This is a genomic window from Pseudomonas sp. L13 (assembly GCF_009935965.1).
Lineage (GTDB): Bacteria > Pseudomonadota > Gammaproteobacteria > Pseudomonadales > Pseudomonadaceae > Aquipseudomonas > Aquipseudomonas lactis.
Genome location: NZ_QODJ01000019.1, coordinates 23482 through 45541, shown reverse-complemented (window position 1 = coordinate 45541; position 22060 = coordinate 23482). Strand labels below are relative to the sequence as shown.

The window sequence follows — 22060 nt, the reverse complement described above, 5'->3', positions numbered from 1 at the left end:
GAGAGCCTGACAATGGATGTTCGCCAATTCGCCTTCCTGGCCCGCCAACCCTCTGCCGCCCTGAAGCGCCGGGACGCGTTCTTCGGCCTGCCCAAGCGCGGGCTGGCGTTGATCCTTGCCAACGCACTGTTCTGGCAGCCGCTGCTGGCCCAGGCCGAGGGCATCGTGGTCAGTGCGCCGGGCACCACCGTGGGCGCGGCGGGCAATGGCGTGCCGGTGGTAAACATCGCCACCCCCAATGGCGCGGGCTTGTCCCATAACCAGTTCAAGGACTACAACGTCGGCCCTAACGGCGTGATCCTCAACAATGGCAACGGCGCCATGGTCAACACCCAACTGGGCGGGATCATTGTCGGCAACCCCAACCTCAAGGGCGGCGCGGCGAACGTCATCCTCAACGAAGTCAACGGCGGCAGCCCCAGCCAGTTGCGCGGCTATACCGAAGTGGCGGGGCAGTCGGCCAAGGTCATCGTCGCCAACCCGTACGGCGTGACGTGCAGCGGTTGCGGCTTTATCAACACCCCCAACGTCACCCTCACCACCGGCAAACCGGTACTCGACGCCAGCGGCCAGTTGCAGCGTTATGAAGTGGATGGCGGCGCCGTGACCATCGACGGCGAAGGTTTGAACGCCAGTAACGTCGAACGCTTCGACATCATCACCCGCTCGGCCAAGATCAACGCACAGATCAACGCCCGCGAACTCAACGTGATCGCCGGCCGTAACGACGTCGACGCGCAAAGCCTGAAAACCACCGCCCGTGCCGACGACGGCAGCGCCAAGCCCGAGCTGGCAATCGACTCCTCGGCCCTGGGTGGCATGTATGCCGGCGCAATCAAACTGGTGGGCACCGAGGCCGGTGTGGGCGTGAAGCTCGACGGCACCCTGGCGGCCAGTGGTGGCGATATTCAGCTCGACGCCAACGGGCGCCTGAGCATGGCGCAGGCGGCGGCCACCGGTAACGTCAAGGTCACCGCGCAAAACGTCGACCTCACCGACAAGGTCTACGCCAACGGCAACGTGCAAGTCACCAGCGCCCAGGCCTTGGTCAACCGCAAGAGCATCGCCGCCGGCCAGCGCATCGAGATCAACGCGGCCAGCGTGAACAACCCCGGCATCATCGAAGCCGGTGTCGCCGCCGACAATAGCCGCAACACCACCGGCGATCTGGTGGTGAACGCGCAAACCGTCACCACCAGCGGCAACCTGTTGGCCAGCCGCGCACTGGCGATTACCGCCGCGCAAGCGCTGACCAACCAGGGCGCGATCATCCAGGCCAAGACCGTCGAGGTCAGCAGCGCCAAACTCACTAACCAGGGCGCCACTGCGCGCCTGTTCGGTGAGCAGAGCCTGGCGATCAACTCGCCGGCCATCGTTAACCTTGGCGGGCTGATCCGCTTCGGCGAAGGCCAGGCCGCCACGCTCAACAGCGCCTCGCTGGACAACCGCCAGGGCCGTATCGAAATGGCCGGTGGTAGCCTGGTGCTCACCAGCGCCGACCTGAACAACAGCGGCGGGCAAGTCATCGCTAACGAGCTGACCGTCAACGCCGGCAACCTGAACAACCAGAACGGCGTGCTGGTGGCCAAGACCGCCACCGTCACTGCCAGCAACCTCGACAACAGCCTCAAGGGCTTGATCCAGGCTGACGGTGGCGCGCTCAACCTCGCCGTGTCCAACACCTTCAATAACAATCAGGGTTTCGCCCAGGCCAACACCGATCTGAACGTCACGGCCGGCACCCTCAGCAGCAACGCAGGCGGCGTACTGAGCGCCGACACCGGCAAGCTCACCCTCACCGCTGCGCAACAGCTCAACAACGCCCAGGGCCGTTTGCAGGCCGGGCAGGGCGATATCGAACTGCACGCCGCCAACCTGGATAACCAGGGCGGCACGATCGTCGGCAAGCAACTGCTGCTCGACGTGGCCGGCGGCGACATCGACAACCGCGCCGGGCGCGTGTTGGGCGACCACCTCGACGTGCGTGCCTCGGGCCTCGACAACCGCAACGCCGGCCTGCTGGTCGGTGGCGCCCAGGGCGTAAGCCTGTTGCTCAAAGGCCCGGGCCAGTTGCTCAACGCCCAGGGCCGCATCCAGAGCGAGGGCCTGCTGCAACTGCAAGGCGAGCGCTTGGACAACAGCGCCGGCATCCTGCTGGGCCAGACCGTCGACGTCACCGCGCAAACCTTCACCAACAGCAACAAAGGCGCGCTGGTCAGCGATGGCGGCGACGTGGTGCTCAAGGTCAGCGACCTGCTCACCAACGTCGGCGGCCAGATCGACGCGGGCGAACGCAGCGTGTTGGTCAAGCAGCTCACCACCCTCAACAACGGCGGCGGCACCCTGCGCGGCAAGCGCCTGGACATCGCCGCCCAGCACCTGAACAACGACAACGGCCAACTGCTGGCCGGCGCCGAAGGCCTGAGCTACAGCGGCCAGGATGTGAGCAACCGCAAGGGCCTGATCCTCAGCGGCGGCGCCCTCACTGAACTGAACACCACCCGCCTGGATAACCAGGGCGGCACCGTGCAGGGCGACAGCCTGAGCGTCACCGCCAACAGCGTCGACAACGCCAGCGGCGGCCTGATGGCCAGCCTGGTCGGCAACCTGCAACTGACCGTAGAAGCCCTGGCCAACCGTGGCGGCAAACTGTTCGGCAAAGAACAAGTGACCGTCAGCGGCGCCAGCCTCGACAACAGCGCGGGCGGCCAGATCAGCGGCAACCAGCTCAACCTGACCTCACGCGACACGCTCACCAACCAGGGCGGCCTGATCGAAGCCAACCAGGGCCTGACCCTCACCGGCGGCAACCTGGACAACAGCGCCAACGGCCAACTGCGTGCCCTGGGCGGCGCCAGCAGCAAGCTCAACCTCAGCGGCGCGCTGAACAACCAGAACGGCACTCTCGAATTCGCCAGCCAGGCCTTCAGCCTTGACGCCGCCAGCCTCAACAACCAGAACGGCATGCTGCAACACGCCGGCACCGGCCTGTTCCACCTCAACACCGCAAGCCTCGCCGGCAGCCAGGGCAATATCCAGGGCATGGGCAGCGCCGACTGGGCATTCGGCAAGGTCGACGGCCTGGGCCGCGTGCAACTCAACGATGTGCTCACCTACAAGAGCGACCAAGGGCTGGCCCTCAAGGCCGGCGACCGCATGGCCAGCGCCAAGGGCTTGATCCTCAACGTGGCCAGCCTGGACAACGGCGGCGAACTGCTCAGCGACGGCGACATCAGCATCACCACCGGCGATATCACCAACAGCGGCCGCGTCTCGGCCCTGCAAACACTCACCGTCGCCGCCAACAACCTCAACCAGAACGGCGGCCGCCTGGCCGCAACCAATGCGCGCCTGACCCTGGGCGGCACCCTGGACAACCTTGGTTTCCTCACCGCCCGCCAGCAACTGGATATCGCCGCCGCGCAAATCAACAACCGCGGCACCCTCGGTGCCCAGGGTGCAGTGAACCTCACCGCAGTCAACGGCATCACCAATGCCGCCGACACGCTGCTGTTCAGCGGCGGCGACATGACCTTGCGCAGTAATGGCTTCAGCAACAGCTATGGCGATGTCTACAGCAAAGGCAACCTGAGCTTCGCCGCCCGCGATGGCGGGCGTGCCGTGCTGTTCAGCAACCGCTCCGGCACCGTGGAAAGCGAAGGCTCCATCGGCATCAATGCGGGCTTTATCGAAAACGCCAAAGACGCATTCGAACTCGGGCAAACGCTGACCACCGGTAGCTTGAGTTGGATCTGTGGCCAGCACTGCGGCGAGAGCGACAACTGGGAGCGTGGCGAGATCACCATCTACGAGACGTACCTTGAGGCGGCGACCAAGGACTCGGTAGCGGCGCGCCTGGTGGCTGGCAAAAACATGTTGCTGCAAGGCGACAATGTGCAGAACCGCTACAGCCTGATGGCCGCCAATGGCGACTTGAGCATCACCGCCGGTGACCTGCTCAACCAGGGCGCTGCCACGCGCACGGGCCAGCGCAAGCTTGTCATCGGCACGCCAGGTCACGTCTCCGACGATTTGTTTGAACGCATGCAATACGTCGACGTGCCCGCGTTCAATGCGGCCACGGCGGCTGGGAATTTTGATAAGGCACGCTTCGAAGAACTCAAAAGCCGCTCACCCAATAGCCTGCCGTTCGCCTACGCAAGTGACGTCACCACCTGGACCAACAACAGCGGCCCCGGCTACGACGCCACCCTGCAAGCGGGCGGCACGGTCAACCTCAACGTTGCCCGCACCCTGCAAAACGGCACACTGCACAACAACACCCTGGCCCAGTTGACCGGCACCCTCGGCGACGACCAGACCGGCATCCCCGTCGGCGGCATCAACATCAACCTGAGCAAACACGCCAACGACCCAAGCGCCCAGGCGCCCGGCAGCGTATTGCCCGTGGTAGGCGTGGCCCCAGGTGGCGGCTTCGTGCCCGTGGACTACACCGGCACCGCGTTTGCCCCGGTCGACCCCACCACCTCGCCCACCTTCCAACTGCCCAAGGGCGAGTACGGCCTGTTCGTCAAGAACGCCGACCCTACCAGCCACTACCTGATCGAGACCAACCCCGAGTTCACCTCGGTGTCGGGCTTCTTCAGCTCCGACTACATGCTCGGCAAACTCGGTTTCACTGCCGACAACGCCTGGCGCCGCCTCGGTGACGGCCAGTACGAAACCCGCCTGATCCGCGACGCCGTCCTCGCGCAAACCGGCCAACGCTTCCTCGCCGGCGGCCTGTACAGCGACGCCGACCAGTTCCGCTACCTGATGGACAACGGCCTCGCCAGCAAAGACGCCCTGCGCCTGAGCCTGGGCGTGGCCCTCACCGACCAGCAAGTCGGCGCCCTGACCCACGACATCGTGTGGATGGAAAACCGCGTCATCGACGGCCAGACCGTGCTCGTACCGGTGCTGTACCTGGCCCAGGCCGACTCGCGCAACGTGCGCGGCAACAGCCTCATCCAAGGCCGCGACCTCAACCTGGTCACCGGCGGCGACCTGATCAACGTCGGCACCCTGCGCGCCAGCAACAACCTCTCCGCCATCAGCAGCGGCAGTATCTACACCGGCGGCCTGGTCGAAGCCGGCAACAACCTTAACCTGCTGGCCCAAGACAGCATCCGCAACGCCATGGCCGGCGAAATCCGCGGCAAACAAGTCAGCCTCACGGCGCTCAAAGGCGACATCACCAACGAAACCACCGCCATCCAGGTACGTGACGGCGCCGGCATGCGCACCCTCACCGACACCAGCGCCGGCACCATCGTCGCCCGCGAAAACCTCGCCATCGACGCCGGCCGCGACCTCACCAACCGAGGCGCACTGGTAGCGGGCAACGACGCTAACTTAACCGCCGGCCGCGACCTCAACCTCATCGCCGCCAGCGACACCAGCGTCAAACACGAGACCCGCGACGGCGGCGAGAAATCCAGCATCACCACCGACGTCAAAAACCTCGCCGCCAGCGTCACGGCGGGCGGCAACCTCAACATGCAGGCCGGGCAAGACGTCAACATCATCGGCAGCAATGCCACCGCCGGCAAAGACCTCAACATCGCCGCCGGCCGCGACCTCAACGTCGCCTCGGTCAGCGACATGCACAACGTCGAGGGCAAGGAAAAGGACGGCAAAAAACGCATCAAGACCTCGGACGACCAGACCACTCAAGTGGCGAGCGTACTGACGGCGGGTGGGGATTTTGTCAGCCAGGCCGGGCGTGATACCACGATCGTGGCGAGCAGGATCAGTGCGGGGAATGAGGCTTATCTGTATAGCGGGGATAAGTTGAACCTGCTGGCGGCGCAGAACAGCACTTACAGCCTTTACGACATGAAGGAGAAGGGGGGCTGGGGCGCGAAGAAGACCAAGCGTGATGAGGTGACCCACGTTACAAATGTGGGGACTGAGATCAAGACTGGTGGTGATCTGTCACTGGTCAGTGGCGGTGATCAGTTGTATCAGCGGGCCAAGCTTGAGAGTGGTAACGACCTAGCCATCACCAGTGGCGGTGCGGTGACGTTCGAGGCGGTCAAGGACCTGCACCAGGAGAGCCACGAGAAAAGCAAGGGTGACCTGGCTTGGACCAGCGCCAAGGGCAAGGGGAATACCGACGAGACGTTGCGTCAGAGTGAGTTGGTGGCGCAGGGCGAGCTGGCAATCAAGGCCGTGGACGGCTTGAAGATTGATGTAAGGCAGGTTAACCAGAATACGGTAAGCCAGACCATCGACGCGATGGTCCAGGCGGACCCAAGCCTCGCCTGGATCAAGCAAATGGAGCAGCGTGGCGATGTTGACTGGCGCGAGGTCAAAGAGCTGCACGACAGCTTCAAATACAGTAATTCCGGCCTGGGCGCCGGCGCGCAAATTGTCATAGCGATCATTGTTACCTACTTCACGATGGGGGCAGCAAGCGGCGCAATCGCCGCCGCTGGGACGGGTACCTCGATGGCTGGGGCGACGGCTGCTGCCACAGCCACATCTGCCGCAGGCTGGGCCAATGCTGCGGGCAGCGTTGTGCTTGCCGGCATGGCCAGCAATGGTGCTATCAGCACGATCAATAACCGTGGCAATTTAGGCGCAGTGGTCAAGGACGTAACCTCCAGCGATGCGATGCGGGGCTATGTTGTCTCGGGTGTTACCGCGGGGCTGACCGCAGGGTTCTATGACGATTGGACCAGCACGCAGACAGGCACTACTACTGCGCTGCCTAACTCGGGCGCAGTGACATCTGCGAGCCCATTGAGTACCTGGCAAGGTGTTGGTCAATTTACTGCGAATCAGGTTCTGCAAAACGGCACATCGGCCATCCTGACTAAAGCGCTGGGAGGAGAAGCCAGCTTCGGGGATGCATTGCAAAGCAGCCTTGCCAATGCATTTGCTGCCTATGGCTTCAACATGATTGGTGATGTCTCCAAGAATCGGTTTGCCGACGGCGGTATCACCAAGATTGGGCTGCATGCGTTGATGGGCGGGCTGGCAGCTGAAGCCGCTGGCGGCGATTTCCGTACTGGTGCGTTGGCAGCAGGTGTGAACGAAGCCCTGGTAGACAGCCTCGCCAAACAGTACGCCAGCATGCCGGAGGATAAGAGAAAGAGCTTGCTGGTGATGAGCTCGCAGTTGATTGGTGTGCTTGCGGCGTCGGTGGACAGTGATGCTGACGGTGAGAGTTTGCAGACCGGAGCATGGGTGGCGGGCAGTTCGACACAGTACAACTACCTCAACCATGAAGAAAACCAAGAGCGCTGGGCTGCCAAGAAGAAATGCCAGGGAGGAGATAGTGCTGCGTGTGGGCGTGCTGACGCTCTGGATGCTCTAGATAAAAGTCGAGATTTGGCGCTAACCACAGCCTGCAGTGCGAATGGTGCAGGTGCTACCTGTCGTTCTTTACGGCGAGAAGCTTCGGAGGCTGCTCGAAGCCTTGTGGTTGCGAGATTTGGCCCTGAGGCTAGAGAGCAGGCTAAGCAAGTTGAGCAGAATAAAGAGCTTGCGGCGTATTCCATTGAGGCGGAGCTTCGAAGCATTAAGCAAGTAGATAGCCCGATTGCGCTTGCTCAGACAAAGCGCCTGGCTGAGCAGCTCGCTGAATTTGGTTCAGACTTCATTCCGGTTTACGGCGATGCAAAGGGCTTCTATGAGGCTGAGGATCCGTTTGACTATGCCATGGCGAGTATTGGACTCATCCCGGGCGCTGGGGATGCGGCACAAAAAGTTTTAGGTAAGGCTAAAAAGCTGTATTTGGAAGGAAAGGTTGCTGAGTCTGCGGATTTGGTAGAAGAGCTAGCAAAGAGCTTACCTTCAGGAGCAGGTCCTAAAAATCCACTTCTTGGTGATTCGCTACCCCGAAGCGGTGATCGTTTAGTTGTGAATCAAGGGCCCGTACCTACATGTGGTCACAACTCATGTGGCATGGTTTTGGATACCATGGGACATAAAGTAGACATAGGAAATCTGATCGAAAAGCTTCCACCCGGAAAAGACGGGATTTTCCCTCAGGACGTTGCGAATTTGATGAAGTCTGAGGGCGTCAACACGGCAGTTTATGCAAGCCGTAACGTTGCTGATTTGGCAAGATACACAGCAAATGGAACGCCTGTTATTGTCCAAGTGGTGGATAAAGCAGCGGGTACCGGATTTTCCCATTTTGTTGTGGTCGACGGCATTACGACCAGAAATGGCATTTCTGTCGTAGCAATTCGTGATCCTCATGGTAAGCAGTATTTTAGCCCCGCGACTACTTTTGAAAAGAATTTTTCAGGTTATGTTGTTGTTCCAAAGGATGCTCTGAAATGAAATTAAGCATTAAGTTTCCCGAGAATTTGTTAACCCACAGCCTGCTCGAGCAAAGGCTGATTCCTTGCATTTGCAAAATTGCAACGGAGTTTGAAATTGAATTTTTGGACCCTTTGCCAGAAGCTGCAGGAACCGTTCTGGAGTGGGATCGTGCAGAACTTGAAAAAAGAGCGATAGGTGGGGTAGGTGGGCAATACTCTCACTATGCACACGGTCGGGTGTCGTTAAAAAAAGTTGATATTGATATCTACCAAATATTGGATCTTGAAATGTTTTATAGGCTTTTTGGATGGTGCAGCATCTTGGAAGATGGCAACTATGCGCCGCCGGGGCAGTTTTGGGATGATGAATAAGTTGAAGAAAAGGGGGGCTGAAGAAAAGGGACAAGAAAAGAGGGTAGATTTATCTAGGTTAGAGTTTAAAGGCTGTCTAGTCCTGAAACAGGTGTAAACCTATTTCAGGACTAGATAGTCCCCTTTTTTCGTGGATTCGTGACAAAAACATTTGAAGGGATTAAGTCAGAAGCAGTAATCGTAGGTAGTGAAGTTAATAAATGGCTTGCGAAGGACTGAAATGAGATATTACTTAATGCGACAAGATGTAACTGTCTGCGATAGGTGGATGCTCGGAGATGTACATCATGTAGATAACTGGCATTTCAGTGATCCTCCAGTTAATTTTATGGAGTCAGGCACATATACTCTCGATGTAAGATTCGACGGTAAAGAAGTTGACTATTCCCTCGCTGGATACGCCAGTGTTCCTGTTTTAAGCGAGAAGGCAAAAAATTCGCTCGCCGGTTTGCCAGAGATAGACGAACCTTATCAATATGTCGTTTTTGAGCCGGTTAATATAAATAATAAAGTGGTTTGCCAGAGCTATTTTTTGATGATTATAGAAACGCAAATCGATTGCGTGGATGAAAAGCGCTCTCGCTATAAAAAGTTTGAGGTAGATGATCCCGTTAGGCCAGATATGGCCGGCATCTATCGTGCTTTCTACAATTTGGTGGTTGACCCGGGTAGGGTCGGATCAAGTCATATATTTAGACTTAAAAAATATTTGGGTGCGGTCATAGTAAGTGAAGAAGTGAAACGGCGACTTATGGCAGCTGGTGTTGTCGGCGTACTGTTTGATTCTGTTAGTGGTGATCAAGAAACCGTTGCCTAGTTAGTCAGGTAGTTGTGGGGCGGCGAATTTACTTAATTTCGTGGTGGTAGTACAAAGGCTATTGAGTAAATCTGCCCCCTTTTGTTCCACTGCTAGCTATAGACAACAAATGGGTCTCGCAACCCAAGATCTATCGAATGCTATACATAAAGGGCAGGTGAGTAGTTCTGGGTTTACAGCTAAACAAATGCAACAAATAGAAGCGGGGAAAAGTAAAATTGATGGATACACGTGGCATCATCACCAAGATAGCGGACGGATGCAGCTCGTTCCGGAGCTGATTCACTGCAAAACTGGACACATAGGTGGTGAAGCTATGGGGCGGAAAGTGATTATAGAAAAAACTGAGCGTTACAGTGATGAACTTTTAGGGTTTGTAATTACCTGTCTGTTCTGCGAGGCTATTGATAGATCAGAGTTACAATCGTGGTGCGCAGGATTTTTAGGGGCGGAGGGAGCTCCAGATTTTTTATATGATTTGATTGAATTTGATGAGCCTATTTTCAAGATCTACAAAGTAATTGGCTATGTTCCAAATTGGAGTCACTCTAAAAACGAGGAATATGCTTTATATGGAATAGCACTGCTCCGTGGCACGGTACCCTACGATATGCCGCTTTCGGCTGCCGAAATGTTGGACGAACTAGCCCGGTTGCCAGCGATACAGCATATGTTTCGTAAAGTATTTCCAAGTGCTGTATTTTAAAAGGTAGGATAGATTTTTTTGGGGTAGAGATGAGGGTGTGTTAGCAATAATGTGGAAATGAAAAAAGGAGACTGAAAAAAAAGGAAAAAATTTATTTAAATTAGGAGAAAGGGAGCTGAATAGTGCATTCCGTACCGCTAGAACATGAGAAGCAAAAATTGATTTTCTATGTGGCTCAGGACTTAGATCAGTCTATTAGATCTCATGTGCAGCAGCTTGTGAATGAGTTCGCCGCGTCAAGAAAATGGAGCGTTGCCCCGCCAACCTTTATTGACGCGATAGACGAAGGGGGCGCGGAAGTAGTGGGTGGAATGTTGGAGATTTATTCAGCGCTGCAACCAAGCATACTCTCCGTTGATATGGATTCGAAAAATCTAGATGAAGTAGAAGAAATAATCTGCACTGTAAAAAAGTTATCTGAAAAACAAAATATTTCTTTTGAATTTCAACTGGATACAACTTATGTTGGCGCCATTGATGATGGTGTTATTGATCGAATCTTGCTGGAAGGACTGCTCGTCCCGTGGCGAAATCATATCAAAGGAAAAAGTTGAGCTGGAAACGAAAAGGGGACAAATTTATTTAAATTAGAGTTTAAAGGCGCACTAAAATAAATCTGTCCCCTTTTTCATTCAAATTACCCAGTCGATGCATGGCGAAACCCCAATACAGGTCGACTCGAGCTTCAGGATGGCCATCATAGAGCTGAAGCCGGCAAAAAAGCTAGCTTGGATAAGATTCCAGTTAATATTGGGGAGTGATGTTATGAGTAATAAATATCAAGCAGCTTTTGTTATACCTGTTGGAGCAAATAAGACCTTGGGTGAAGATGGCTGGGAGTTTGAGAGCTCTGAGCGTATTTCTAAAGATCTCGAAGCGTATTTTGCCAAAACGTTGGAGCTTGATTTTGTAAAAGAGTACTCAGGTATTAAAGAGTACGTAGGTGCGCGGTTTAAAATGTTAATAATTTCTGATGATGAAAAGGATATTGAAAATATTTTCTTTCAAGTCTTTCCTGAAGGATTGAACGTCTTGTTAGAGGCATGCCTAGACAAAAAAGTTTCCTCTAAGGCAGAGCTATTTATTCCGGGTTGAATGTTCGAATTAGATGTATGTAAATCAAGGCAGAAAAGGGACAGATTTATTTAAATTAGAGTTGAGAGCCTATTAATTAATTCTGTCCCCTTTTGTTGTATTTAATTACATAGGGGGCGATTTGTGTCGAACAAACAAGTATATGAGCTAACGATTGATGATCTTGTTAGCTATAGCGTTTGGTTTTTTCCGATGGACGACACCGTGGAGGATGAATCAACTGTACGCCCCCTCGCCGAACAGGAAACGTGCTCAGACTTTCAGATTGTCGTTAGAGCTGATTTTTTTGGTGAAAGTGGCGCTGTGTATCGCGGTTATTTGTATTGGGACTCCAATGCCGCAATTGAATACTTAAAGCCTGTTGTATTGTCTGATAAGGGAGACGCCGTAAGTTTTTGGAGCGGCATAGTCACTCCAGCGTGGGATAGTTCGGAGTTTGCCGGTTCGATTAGATCCGAGCTGCCTATTTCTTATGCCTCAGCACCGGTTTTCGGTCTTCCTTCCATTTGCGGAAAGCTGGAGGGACTTTATTATCTTTCGGATGATCAAGTTTGCTGCTTGAAATGACGAAAAAAAGTGGACTGGTTTATTTAGTTGGATTGCTCACGCACAAAGCGGGCGACACAAAGGCCGCCCGATTTTCACTCAGGACGGATCGGCATTAAGCCTGCGACTGATGACATCCAGCAAATCACACCCATCGCGCAGCGGAATGGCCAGCAAATGGGCGAAGTCTGAAAGCACGACGGCATCGCTGCTGAGTTGTTCGCGAAAGGCCAGGTTTTCCAGCAGTTGGGTGACGGCCCGAATGCGGTGCACGGCGGCGTCGTGGAGGACGTCGAGAGGTGCCTGGGTGTCGATGATCAGGGCTGGGACGGTGCAGTCGTGGCCGGTTAGGGGAATGTATCGATTCATCATTAAGCTCTCTGGATTATTGAGGGCTCGTTCTTCGGGTCGCCAAACCCGGTCACCTTTTGAGCGACGACCGGACTATAAGCGCCTCAGCTAAAACCGCGCAAGGCGTCACACTGATGGCACACATTGCTCATGTCACGCCATCCATTGCCGACACAACGGCGATGACCAACGCATCAAAAAATGAGATTCCGCCATCATCGGCACTCTCAAAACCGCTCCACCGTTACCCACAAGGAAGAAATACATGATCAAGTTGTTCTGCAAAGCCGCTGTCGTTCTGTCCCTTGCCACGCTGTTTGGCTGTTCCTCGACGCCGTCGGTGGAGAAGATGCAGGCTGACGTGGCGAACTATTCGCTGCCCAAGGCTGCCGTGGCCGATAAAGGTTTGGTGTACGTCGTGCGCCCGAGCAACGTCGGGATGTTGGTGCGGTTCAACGTGTTCCTGGATGACAAGGAAGCCGACTCGGAGATGGGTTACAACCGTGGTAACCAGTACATCTATTTTTTCGTGACGCCGGGCAAACACGTGATCAGCTCCAAGGCTGAAAACTGGGCGGATATGCCGATTGATGTAAAGGCGGGTGAGGTGGTTTACCTCAAGCAGGAAGTCGAAATGGGCTTCGCCGTGGCGCGTAACAGCCTCAAAGCGCTGAGCGAAGTTGAAGGCCGTTATCTGGTCAAGGATGCGTCCTTGGGCACCATTGCCAAAGAAAGCAAATGAGTTGAGCCAGTATGTCGGCAGGGTCCCAGGCTCTGCCGACTTCTCGTATTCACTGCAAACATTAAAGGACTGATGTGAAAAACCTCCTCCTCATTCTCCTCACCACCCTCATCCTCGGCGGCTGCGTCAGCCACCCCCTCACCCCCGAAAACCGCGCGCAGATCAAGACCGTCAAAGTCCTGCCCGTGAAGTGGGAAAAGAACATGGTGTACTTCGGCCGCGAACAGGCCTGGGGCGCGGCCCTGGGTGCCGGGGTTGGCGCCGGTGTTGGCATGGCCAGCGGGGCGTCCAAGCTGGGTACTGCAGCGTTGAGCGGTGCCGGGTTTGCCGGTGGCATGAAGCTCGGGCAGTTGGCCGAGATGCCGACGCCGGTGGCTATTCTGACGGTGATGGAGGCGGAAAAACTCGATGTAGGCGTGTTGCTCAAGCAGGGCTTTGTCGATGAGTTGGGTAAGACTTCGACGCTCAAGGTGGTCGGCGACGATGAGCCCGCTGATGCGCAGATTCAGTTGACCGTGTCCGAGTGGGGCTTTCGCCTGACCCAGGGTTTCAGCAGTGTGATTTATCCGACCCTTAACGTGTTAGCGCAGATGGATCGCGGCGATGAGATGATCTGGCGCACCTTTGAAGCGGTCACGCCGTTTAATGGTCAGAACGTTTATGGCTACACGCCGCTCACTTACCGCACCGACCCTGAAGCCTTGCGCCGGGCGTTGACTGGGATTACGCAGATTTCTGCGCAGTATCTAGTGAAGGAGCTCAAGTAGGTTTGTGCGAAGGCTGGCTGCTGTCGGTGGGCGGGCTTGGACTAATGCCAGTCAGTTGAGTTTTTTTGTAGGAGCGAGCTTGCTCGCGAAAAACCTACAGGCGCTGCGTTCATTCAGAAAGCACGCGTTATCGTTGACGTTTTTCGCGAGCAAGCTCGCTCCTACAGTAGACGTGTGCTTATGAAGGCCGTGTGTCTGTTGCTGTACTGGCGCTTTCGCAGGCAAGCCAGCTCCCACATTTGAGCTTCGTTGCTTTGAGTATTGCGGTCGGCAGTAGGCTAAGCCCCACCACCTATGGCCGAAACAACTTGAGAACCGCTCTCAACCCCGTAAAATGCCGCAGCCGTTGCATCACCGTCTTTCAGGGAAGAATCCAGGCCAGTGCGTTTTCAGGCTGCCTAACTCCTTGGAAAACCCAGCAACGCTGATTTCCTCACCCAAGGAGCACCCTGTGAAGACACTGTCCAAAATCCTGCTGTCGGGCCTCACCGCCGCGGCGCTGTTGACCGTGGCCGGTTGCGCCACCGAGAGCAACCGCGCGATGCCGGTGGAGCAAGTCGCCAGCGCCCACGTGGCCTATTCCGGCGTGCGTGTGCCGATTGCCGTGGGCAAGTTCGATAACCGCTCCAGCTACATGCGCGGCATCTTCTCCGATGGCGTTGACCGTCTCGGCGGCCAGGCCAAGACCATCCTTATCACCCACTTGCAGCAGACCAACCGCTTCAGCGTGCTGGACCGCGACAACATGGGCGAAATCTCCCAGGAAGCCAAAATCAAAGGCACCGTGCAGAAGCTCAAGGGCGCTGACTATGTGGTGACTGGCGATGTAACCGAGTTCGGCCGCAAAGAAACCGGCGACCGCCAGCTGTTCGGCATTCTCGGCCGTGGCAAGACCCAAGTGGCCTACGCCAAAGTCGCGTTGAATATCGTCAACATCAACACCTCTGAAGTGGTGTATTCCACCCAGGGCGCTGGTGAGTACGCGCTGTCCAACCGTGAAGTGATCGGCTTTGGCGGCACCGCCAGCTATGACTCCACCCTCAATGGCAAGGTGCTGGACCTGGCCATGCGCGAAGCGATCAATCGCCTGGTCGACGGCATCAATGCCGGCGCCTGGAACCCGCGTAACTGATCAGCCACACCACAAGGAGCAGTACACGGATGAGCAAGGCAGTGAAGTTAGCGCTGACGCTGGCAGCAATCGCGACGGTAGCCGGGTGCCAAACGGCGCCCCAGCCCCTGTATCAATGGGAAAGCTACCAGCCGCAGGTTTACGAGTACTTCAAGGGCGAGCCCAAGGAAGCGCAGGTGGAAGCACTGGAGCGCGATCTGCAGAAGATCAACGCCAGTGGCCGCAAGGCACCGCCGGGTTACCACGCGCACTTGGGCATGCTGTACATGAACATGGGCAAGGATGACCAGATGGTGCAGGAGTTTCGCACCGAGAAGGCGTTGTTCCCTGAGTCTGCTGCGTACATGGACTTTCTGTTGAAAAACGCCAAAGCCGGAGTCGCCACCAAATGAGCCTGTTAAAACTCACCGGCGCCTTGCTGGCCCTGGCGTTGCTCGGCGGTTGCGCCGCACCCAAGACGGTTGATTATTCGGCGTACAAACAGGCGCGGCCCAAGTCGATCCTGGTACTGCCGCCGATCAATGAATCGCCGGAAGTGCAGGCGTCCTACAGCCTGGTGTCGCAAGTCACCTACCCGCTGGCCGAAGCCGGCTACTACGTGTTGCCGATTGCCCTGGTGGACGAAACCTTCCGTCAGAACGGCCTGACCACCGCCAACGATATCCAGGCCGTACAACCGGCCAAGCTGCATGACATCTTTGGTGCGGACGCGGCGCTGTACATCACCATCAGCGAGTACGGCACCCAGTACATGCTGATCTCCAGCGACACCTCGGTGACGGCCTCGGCCAAACTGGTGGACCTGCGCACTGGCACCACCTTGTGGACAGGTTCGGCGCGGGCGTCGAGCGAGGAGGGCAACAACAACGGTGGCGGCCTGGTGGGCATGCTGATCACGGCGGCGGTCAAGCAGGTGATCAACAGCTCTACTGATGCGGCGCACCCGATTGCCGGTATCACCAGCGCGCGCTTGCTGTCGGCAGGGCAACGCACCGGCATCTTGTACGGCCCGCGTAACCCCAAGTACGGCACAGACTAAAAGATCAACTGTAGGAGCGAGCTTGCTCGCGAAAAACGTCAACGATAACGCGTGCCTCCTGAATGAACGCGGCGTCTGTGAGTTTTTCGCGAGCAAGCTCGCTCCTACAAGGTGAATTTCAAGGGGTTAACCCGAACCTCGCGCACCTCGCGTCTGACCTTGTGAACGGCTCATTCATTCACGAGGTTCAGCCCCATGTCCCGCCCTCTGCTTTACCTGCGTCCCGCTGCCCAAGGCTTTACCGTTACCCTGCTGGTAGCGCTGGCCGGGTGTGGGCTGTCTTCCTCACCCGAGGTGGCCAAACCCGCACCACCCATCGCCGAGTTGCACAGCGCGCCGGTTGAGGGCGCGATGGTCAAACGCATGGCCATGCCGGCACCGATGGCGTTGCGTGAAATGGCGATGATGAATGACCGCAGCGAACCCCGCGAGCAATACGCCAACCTGCCCGACAACCCCGTGCACCGCGTCGCCGAAGCCCCGGTCTCCACCTTCAGCGTGGATGTCGACACGGGCAGCTATGCCAACGTACGGCGCTTCCTCAACCAAGGCCGTCTACCGCCCGAAGGCGCGGTGCGGTTGGAGGAAATGGTCAACTACTTTCCCTACCACTACGCCCTGCCCACCGACGGCTCACCCTTTGGCGTCACCACCGAAGTCGCCACCACGCCGTGGAACCCGAGCACAAAACTGCTGCGCATTGGCATCAAGGCCTCCGATAAACCCGTGGCCGAACTGGCGCCCGCCAACCTGGTGTTCCTGGTGGACGTGTCCGGCTCCATGGACCGTCGCGAAGGCTTGCCGCTGCTCAAAAGCACGCTGAAATTACTGGTGGATCAACTGCGTGATCAGGACCGCGTGTCACTGGTGGTCTACGCCGGTGAATCCCGCGTGGTGCTCAAGCCCACCTCGGGCAGTGAAAAAGCCAAGATCCGCAACGCCATCGACCAACTCACCGCCGGCGGTTCCACGGCGGGCGCGTCCGGCATCGAACTGGCCTACCAGATGGCCCGCGAAGGCTTTATCGACAACGGCATCAACCGCATCCTGCTGGCCACCGACGGCGACTTCAACGTGGGCATCAGCGATTTTGACAGCCTCAAGCAAATGGCCGTGGCCCAGCGCAAAAGCGGCGTATCGCTGACCACCCTCGGCTTTGGTGTGGACAACTACAACGAACACCTGATGGAACAACTGGCCGACGCGGGCGACGGCAACTACGCCTACATCGACAACCTGCGCGAAGCCCGCAAAGTGCTGGTGGAGCAACTCAGTTCCACCCTGGCCGTGGTGGCGCGGGATGTGAAGCTGCAGGTGGAATTCAACCCGGCCCAGGTCAGCGAATACCGCCTGCTGGGCTATGAAAACCGCGCCCTGAAGCGTGAGGATTTCAACAACGACAAGGTCGATGCCGGCGAGATTGGCGCAGGGCATACGGTGACCGCGCTGTATGAAATCGTGCCCAAGGGCGAGAAGGGCTGGTTGGAGCCTCTGCGTTACGCCGCCGCACCTGCGACCGAAGGCCAATCCGATGAGCTGGCGATGCTGCGGGTGCGCTACAAGCCCGCTGCGGGCGGTAGCAGCCAGTTGATCGAACGTCCCATCGCCAACCAGGCTGCCCCGGCCAGCGACGACCTGCGTTTCTCGTCTGCCGTGGCCGCCTTCGCCCAACAGCTCAAGGGCGATGGCCGCTACACTGGCACCATGAGCTTGCAAGACACCGCCAAACTGGCGCGCTCGGCCCGCGGCGATGACCCGTTCGGGCTGCGCAACGAATTCGTGCAACTGGTGGAGTTGGCCCAAAGCCTCAAACCAGAATCCCGAACACAACAATGAACCAATGTGGGAGCTGGCTTGCCTGCGATGCAGACAACTCGGTTCACCAGGCACACCGAGTGGATGCCATCGCAGCGTTGCGACGATTCGACAAGCCAGCTCCCACACTAACCCTGCTTCGGCTGACCAAAAGGAGTTCGCCCACTACATGGCCGTTCCAGACGACTCACCCAGCGACGAATCGCTGCTGGCCCGCTACCGAACCGGTGACGCGGGCGCCTTCGAAACCTTGTACACGCGCCATCGCCAGGGCCTGTACCGCTTCCTCGTGTCCCTGTGCAACAAAGCCGAACTGGCCGAAGAAATCTACCAGGACACCTGGCTCAGCCTCATCCGCAGCACCACCCAGCCACAAGGCCGGGCGAGTTTTCGCACCTGGTTGTTCCAGATCGCCCGCAACCGCCTGATCGACCATTGGCGCAAGCACGGCATCCACAACCCCCTGCATGACAGCTACGATGAACAGCTGCACGCCCAGGCCGACGACAGCGACGGCCCCGAGCAGCAACTGACCCTCAGCCGCGACCAGGCGCGCCTCGACGCGGCCCTGCAAGCGTTGCCCGAAGACCAGCGCGAAGTGTTTCTGCTGCGCCTGCACGGCGAGCTCGAAGTACCGCAAATCGCTACCCTCACCGGCGCCCCGCTGGAAACCGTAAAAAGCCGCCTGCGCTACGCCCTGCAAAAATTGCGGCGCCTGCTGGCCGAGGAGGTACCCGTATGACTGACTCCCGACACACCCCAGACGACGCGCTGCTCCAGCACTACCGTCAACACAGCACGGGCGAACCGCCCGCGTCCCTCGACGCCTTCATCCTCAACGCCGCCCGCCGCGAAGCCCCGCAGCCGCAACCCAGCCTGTGGCAACGCTGGCTACAAGCCTGCCAACGCCCGCGCTGGCAAATGGCATTTGCCACCGTCGCCGGGTTGGCACTGATGATCGGCGTGGTCACGCGCTCCCCCGTGCCGCAACCTGAAATCTCCACCGCGACATTCTCCGCACTGCGCCACGAAGAAGCGGCTCACCCGGCGCCGCAAGCGTTTTCCGCACCCGCGCCAATGGCCCGCATGGCCGTAGCGCCTAGGGTTGAAAGCGCTCCTGCTCAAGCCGAAAGCGCATTGGCGGATCAGCCAGCGGCAAAACTCAGCAAACGGACACTGCCTACGTTGGAAGAAGGCCTGCAGGAGATTGTGAACCTGCGTCGAGCGGGGGAAACCAAGGCGGCGGACGAGAAACTGCTGGCGCTTTACCAACGCTTCCCGCAGGAGGATTTGCCGGCACGGTTAGAAGCACTGCAAACGCGTTAAATCTGCCGCCACGAAAAAAGCCCCTGGCCTGTCGACCTGGGGCTTTTTATTACAACCCGCCGTAGGCTCGGTACCAGCCCACCGTGTCCGCTAGGGTCTGCTCCAACCCGCGAAAGCTCAGCCCCAGTTCCTCTTCACTTTTACGGTGGTCAAAGCGGGTACGGTGCTCCTCGCGTATCAACAGCCGCAACGTCGCCATGCTCAGCAAAATGGGCTTGCCGGTCAGGTACGCGTAGGCCTCTTGCACCGCTGCCAACAGGTACAGCGCGGGCAGCGGCAGCTGGCGGGAGGGCACCTTGACCTCGGCAATACGCCCCAGCACAGGCATCAGCTGGCGCATGGTAAAGTTGCGACCGGCCGCGAGATAACGCTCGCCCCGACGCCCGCTCTGGGCGGCAGCAATGTGCGCCCAGGCCACATCGCGGGCATCGACCAGCGAAAAGGTGCCAGGAATCAGCCCCGGCAACTTGCCGTTGATCACGTCCCTCACCAACTGCCCCGAAGACGTCGGCCCACGGTCGCCCGGCCCCCACATCCAACCGGGCAAGACCATGCAGGCGTGCATCTGCGGATGGCTTTCAAGAAACCTCAACACCTCCCGCTCAGCCAGGATCTTGCTGCGGTAGTAGTCATCCGCATCGGCTTCGTCCCGCAGGCACGTCTCGTCGATCGGCGTACCGGGGGCACCGTCGAGCACGGCAATCGACGAAGTATGTACAAACCGTCGCACCCCGGCGTCATACGCCTGTTGCAGCAGGGCCCGCGTACCGACGACATTGATCTTTTCCAGTGCCTCCCAATGGCTGCCGCCCTTGTAGTTATCGCGAAAAAACGCCGCGCAGTGAAACACCGTATCGCAGCCTTGCAACGCCGCCGCGAAGGCATCCACATCCGCCATGTCCCCCACCACCTGCTCCACGCCCGGCACATCGCCGAACTGCTGCGCACCCTTGACCGCCGAGCGCACCAGCGCCTTCACCGCATAACCCCGTGCGACCAGCTCCCGCACCAGGTTGTTGCCCAGCAAGCCGGTGGCGCCGGTCACAAAGGTGCTGCGCAAGCGATTGGGGTTCGTGTTCATACAGGCCATTCCATTTATTGAGAAGGCCAGTAGATATACCCGCGAGCCCGCGCCGTAAAAACAGCGCCTACGGCATAATGGCTTTGCACATCTGCACACCAGGGAAGCGCGGAGATATGGCATTGCAGGCAAATTGGGACGATCTTCGACTGCTGCTGGCAGTCTCACGGCGCGGCAGCTTTTTACAGGCAGGCCAGTTACTCGGTATCGCGGCCTCTACCGTCTCCCGCCGCCTCACCCAACTGGAAACCGCCCTGGGCGAACCACTGGTAGAACGCGGCGTGGAAGGCTGCCGGCTCACCTCCCGAGGCCAAGCCCTCGTAGACGTCGCCCTGGCAGCCGAATCCGGCCTGCGACGCCAGGCCCCCGTCGACGGCGCGCCAGCAATTCTCAGCGGCACCGTACTGGTCAGCGCCGGCGAAGGCTTTTCTGCCAGCGTGCTCGAAGCCGCCAGCCGCTTCACAGCGCAGCACCCAGGCTGCTCCGTAGAACTCCAGGTCACCACCGACTTCCACAAAATCGTACGAGGCGTGGCCGATATAGCCATACGCACCGCACACCTGGGTGAGCCCTCCCTGATCTACCGAGGGCTCGGCAAACTGGACTACGGGGTATTCGCCACCGCCGAATATCTGCAACGATTCCCTGCGCTAACCCCAGCCACTGCCGCCAGTATTGCCTTGCTGCCACCGCTGGACCTGCTCCCGCAAATGCGTGCGGCGAAAGCTGCCGGACTGGACCATGCGCCGATCAGGGTGAGTTCGTTTGCGGTGCAGCTTGAATCGGTGAGGCGCGGGATGGGGGTGGCGGTGTTGCCGCGTATTTTGGCGACGGGGTTGAGTGAGGTTTTTCAAGAGATAGAACTGCCGGGGATGGAGGTTTATTTGGTTACGCGGCCGCAGGCGTTGAAGCAGGGGCATATTCAGGGGTTTTTTGGGGTGTTGGAGGGGGTGTTGCGGGATGAAATTTCTAGCCTGGATAAGCAGCATTTCAGGAATTAATCGAGTCCTGCGTAAGGCCCAACCCATCGGGATGTAGAGGCTCTGCCGCTTGTAGCAATATCGAGTCGCGCGTCAATATCCCTATATGCCCTTTCTCGTTTTCCGTGAACGCCACGGCATGCGGGTCTTTAAGCTATTCAGGATGCCCGCTGCATGCTCCCTCAGGATCTTCCGCGACTCGTCATCAACTCTGACAGTGAACCCCATGACTAACCCCATTCGCCGTGCAACATCCCTTCGTCCACGCTAATTCAAGCACTTGATCCACGTTGCATCTGTTACTGGCGGTCTGCCAGAGCGCGACTTGATGCTTTTATGGCTCATACACCACTGCGATTCGCGTTACAGAAGTGGCCTTATTGGAGGTCGTAGACGTACTGTACTCCAGCGGATCTATTAAGTCCGAGGCGTATCTATGAGCAGACATCACCAAGGGCTGTCGATCCCGCAACGTGTACCTGACACATGCTCGAGGCCTTGCCGCCTTGGACTGCTGAATCGCGGTTAGCTCGACGCCGGTGGGTCCTTTCCGGCGCTAATGAATATCGAGGACTGCGCCCAGTTTTAAAGTTGGTTACCCCAAGCGAGGGGTCAGCGTTTGAACTTGAGCTTAACAATCGCCAATCGGACAGCGGTCTGGAGGTTTACCGTGCCTTTGATTCGCTCCAGCAGACGATCAGTCGGCTCTGCCGTCAGGCCGATATCAAGCAGGGGTTGTCACACTGTGGCAGGCGATCTCTAGCGGCAAAGATGCTGGCTGCGACCGGCGACGTGGAGACGATATAGACCATCCTCTGTCATGGCGACCTCGATCATGGCAAGTCGTATCTAACTTTTGACATCGAGGTTATCCGTCGCGCTTTCGAGCTTGCACTGGCATAGTGATGTCGGTAACTCTTTCCACTAGTCAATATTGATATGGAAAAATCGCTGTACCCTCAAGCCGGTCTTAGTCGCGGGCTTTGGCGGTGCCGGGGTGCGGGTTTAGTGC

At 57.9% G+C, this 22060-nt stretch carries 19 protein-coding genes; 17 read left to right on the top strand and 2 right to left on the bottom strand.

The features are described from left to right. Positions 1–12: 12 nt before the first annotated feature. The 8 genes from DK871_RS12035 (at position 13) to DK871_RS12000 (ending at position 11836) form a co-directional block, all read left to right on the top strand. Positions 13–8298, top strand: coding sequence for a DUF637 domain-containing protein (locus DK871_RS12035; protein WP_161905184.1), 8286 nt, complete (start codon positions 13–15; stop codon positions 8296–8298). Further along, complete coding sequence (locus tag DK871_RS12030; RefSeq protein ID WP_003187492.1) at positions 8295–8651, top strand: hypothetical protein; 357 nt, start codon at positions 8295–8297, stop codon at positions 8649–8651. Before DK871_RS12035 ends, DK871_RS12030 begins: the two co-directional genes overlap by 4 nt. 220 nt (positions 8652–8871) lie before the next feature. Further along, positions 8872–9468 (top strand): imm11 family protein, encoded by a 597-nt coding sequence (locus DK871_RS12025; RefSeq protein ID WP_161905183.1) that lies wholly within the window; start codon positions 8872–8874, stop codon positions 9466–9468. Positions 9469–9577: 109 nt separating this feature from the next. Continuing rightward, positions 9578–10174: an HNH endonuclease gene (locus tag DK871_RS12020; RefSeq protein ID WP_161905182.1), complete on the top strand. Its 597-nt coding sequence runs from the start codon at positions 9578–9580 to the stop codon at positions 10172–10174. Positions 10175–10296: 122 nt separating this feature from the next. Continuing rightward, positions 10297–10728 carry a hypothetical protein gene (locus tag DK871_RS12015; protein ID WP_161905181.1) on the top strand — a complete coding sequence of 144 codons (432 nt, stop codon included), beginning with the start codon at positions 10297–10299 and terminating at the stop codon, positions 10726–10728. A 60-nt stretch (positions 10729–10788) separates the two neighbouring features. Then, positions 10789–10935: a ParB N-terminal domain-containing protein gene (locus tag DK871_RS12010; protein ID WP_161905208.1), complete on the top strand. Its 147-nt coding sequence runs from the start codon at positions 10789–10791 to the stop codon at positions 10933–10935. A gap of 4 nt (positions 10936–10939) precedes the next feature. Then, positions 10940–11269: a hypothetical protein gene (locus tag DK871_RS12005; RefSeq protein ID WP_161905180.1), complete on the top strand. Its 330-nt coding sequence runs from the start codon at positions 10940–10942 to the stop codon at positions 11267–11269. Between the two features lie 123 nt (positions 11270–11392). After that, positions 11393–11836 (top strand): hypothetical protein, encoded by a 444-nt coding sequence (locus DK871_RS12000; protein ID WP_161905179.1) that lies wholly within the window; start codon positions 11393–11395, stop codon positions 11834–11836. A 78-nt stretch (positions 11837–11914) separates the two neighbouring features. Here the strand turns inward: DK871_RS12000 and DK871_RS11995 are convergent, their stop codons facing one another. Then, a complete protein-coding gene (locus DK871_RS11995; protein WP_005783616.1) occupies positions 11915–12172 on the bottom strand; it encodes a hypothetical protein in 258 nt (85 codons plus the stop codon). 343 nt (positions 12173–12515) lie between these two features. Between DK871_RS11995 and DK871_RS11990 the strand changes: the two genes are divergently transcribed. The 8 genes from DK871_RS11990 to DK871_RS11955 all read left to right on the top strand — a co-directional run bounded on the left by DK871_RS11990 (position 12516) and on the right by DK871_RS11955 (position 18987). Then, positions 12516–12908, top strand: coding sequence for a DUF2846 domain-containing protein (locus DK871_RS11990; protein ID WP_169913177.1), 393 nt, complete (start codon positions 12516–12518; stop codon positions 12906–12908). Positions 12909–12982: 74 nt separating this feature from the next. Then, entirely contained in the window at positions 12983–13675 is a 693-nt protein-coding gene (locus DK871_RS11985; RefSeq protein WP_003187502.1) for a hypothetical protein, read from the top strand. Positions 13676–14126: 451 nt separating this feature from the next. Continuing rightward, positions 14127–14807 carry a CsgG/HfaB family protein gene (locus DK871_RS11980; protein WP_005783620.1) on the top strand — a complete coding sequence of 227 codons (681 nt, stop codon included), beginning with the start codon at positions 14127–14129 and terminating at the stop codon, positions 14805–14807. 29 nt (positions 14808–14836) lie between these two features. Further along, positions 14837–15199 carry a DUF4810 domain-containing protein gene (locus tag DK871_RS11975; protein WP_005783622.1) on the top strand — a complete coding sequence of 121 codons (363 nt, stop codon included), beginning with the start codon at positions 14837–14839 and terminating at the stop codon, positions 15197–15199. After that, positions 15196–15846 carry a DUF799 domain-containing protein gene (locus DK871_RS11970; RefSeq protein ID WP_005783625.1) on the top strand — a complete coding sequence of 217 codons (651 nt, stop codon included), beginning with the start codon at positions 15196–15198 and terminating at the stop codon, positions 15844–15846. The genes DK871_RS11975 and DK871_RS11970 overlap by 4 nt, the downstream gene beginning before the upstream one ends. A gap of 195 nt (positions 15847–16041) precedes the next feature. Next, complete coding sequence (locus tag DK871_RS11965; protein ID WP_161905178.1) at positions 16042–17682, top strand: VWA domain-containing protein; 1641 nt, start codon at positions 16042–16044, stop codon at positions 17680–17682. Positions 17683–17830: 148 nt separating this feature from the next. Continuing rightward, positions 17831–18403 (top strand): RNA polymerase sigma factor, encoded by a 573-nt coding sequence (locus tag DK871_RS11960; RefSeq protein ID WP_054896831.1) that lies wholly within the window; start codon positions 17831–17833, stop codon positions 18401–18403. Further along, positions 18400–18987 (top strand): hypothetical protein, encoded by a 588-nt coding sequence (locus DK871_RS11955; RefSeq protein WP_161905177.1) that lies wholly within the window; start codon positions 18400–18402, stop codon positions 18985–18987. The genes DK871_RS11960 and DK871_RS11955 overlap by 4 nt, the downstream gene beginning before the upstream one ends. A 49-nt stretch (positions 18988–19036) precedes the next feature. On the opposite strand, the gene DK871_RS11950 is transcribed toward DK871_RS11955, so the two are convergent. Further along, on the bottom strand, positions 19037–20068 hold the full coding sequence (locus tag DK871_RS11950; protein ID WP_103452395.1) for an SDR family oxidoreductase: 1032 nt from the start codon (positions 20066–20068) through the stop codon (positions 19037–19039). Positions 20069–20184: 116 nt separating this feature from the next. Here DK871_RS11950 and DK871_RS11945 point away from each other — a divergent pair, with 116 nt between their 5' ends. Further along, positions 20185–21069 (top strand): LysR family transcriptional regulator, encoded by an 885-nt coding sequence (locus DK871_RS11945; RefSeq protein WP_161905176.1) that lies wholly within the window; start codon positions 20185–20187, stop codon positions 21067–21069. Positions 21070–22060: the final 991 nt, after the last annotated feature.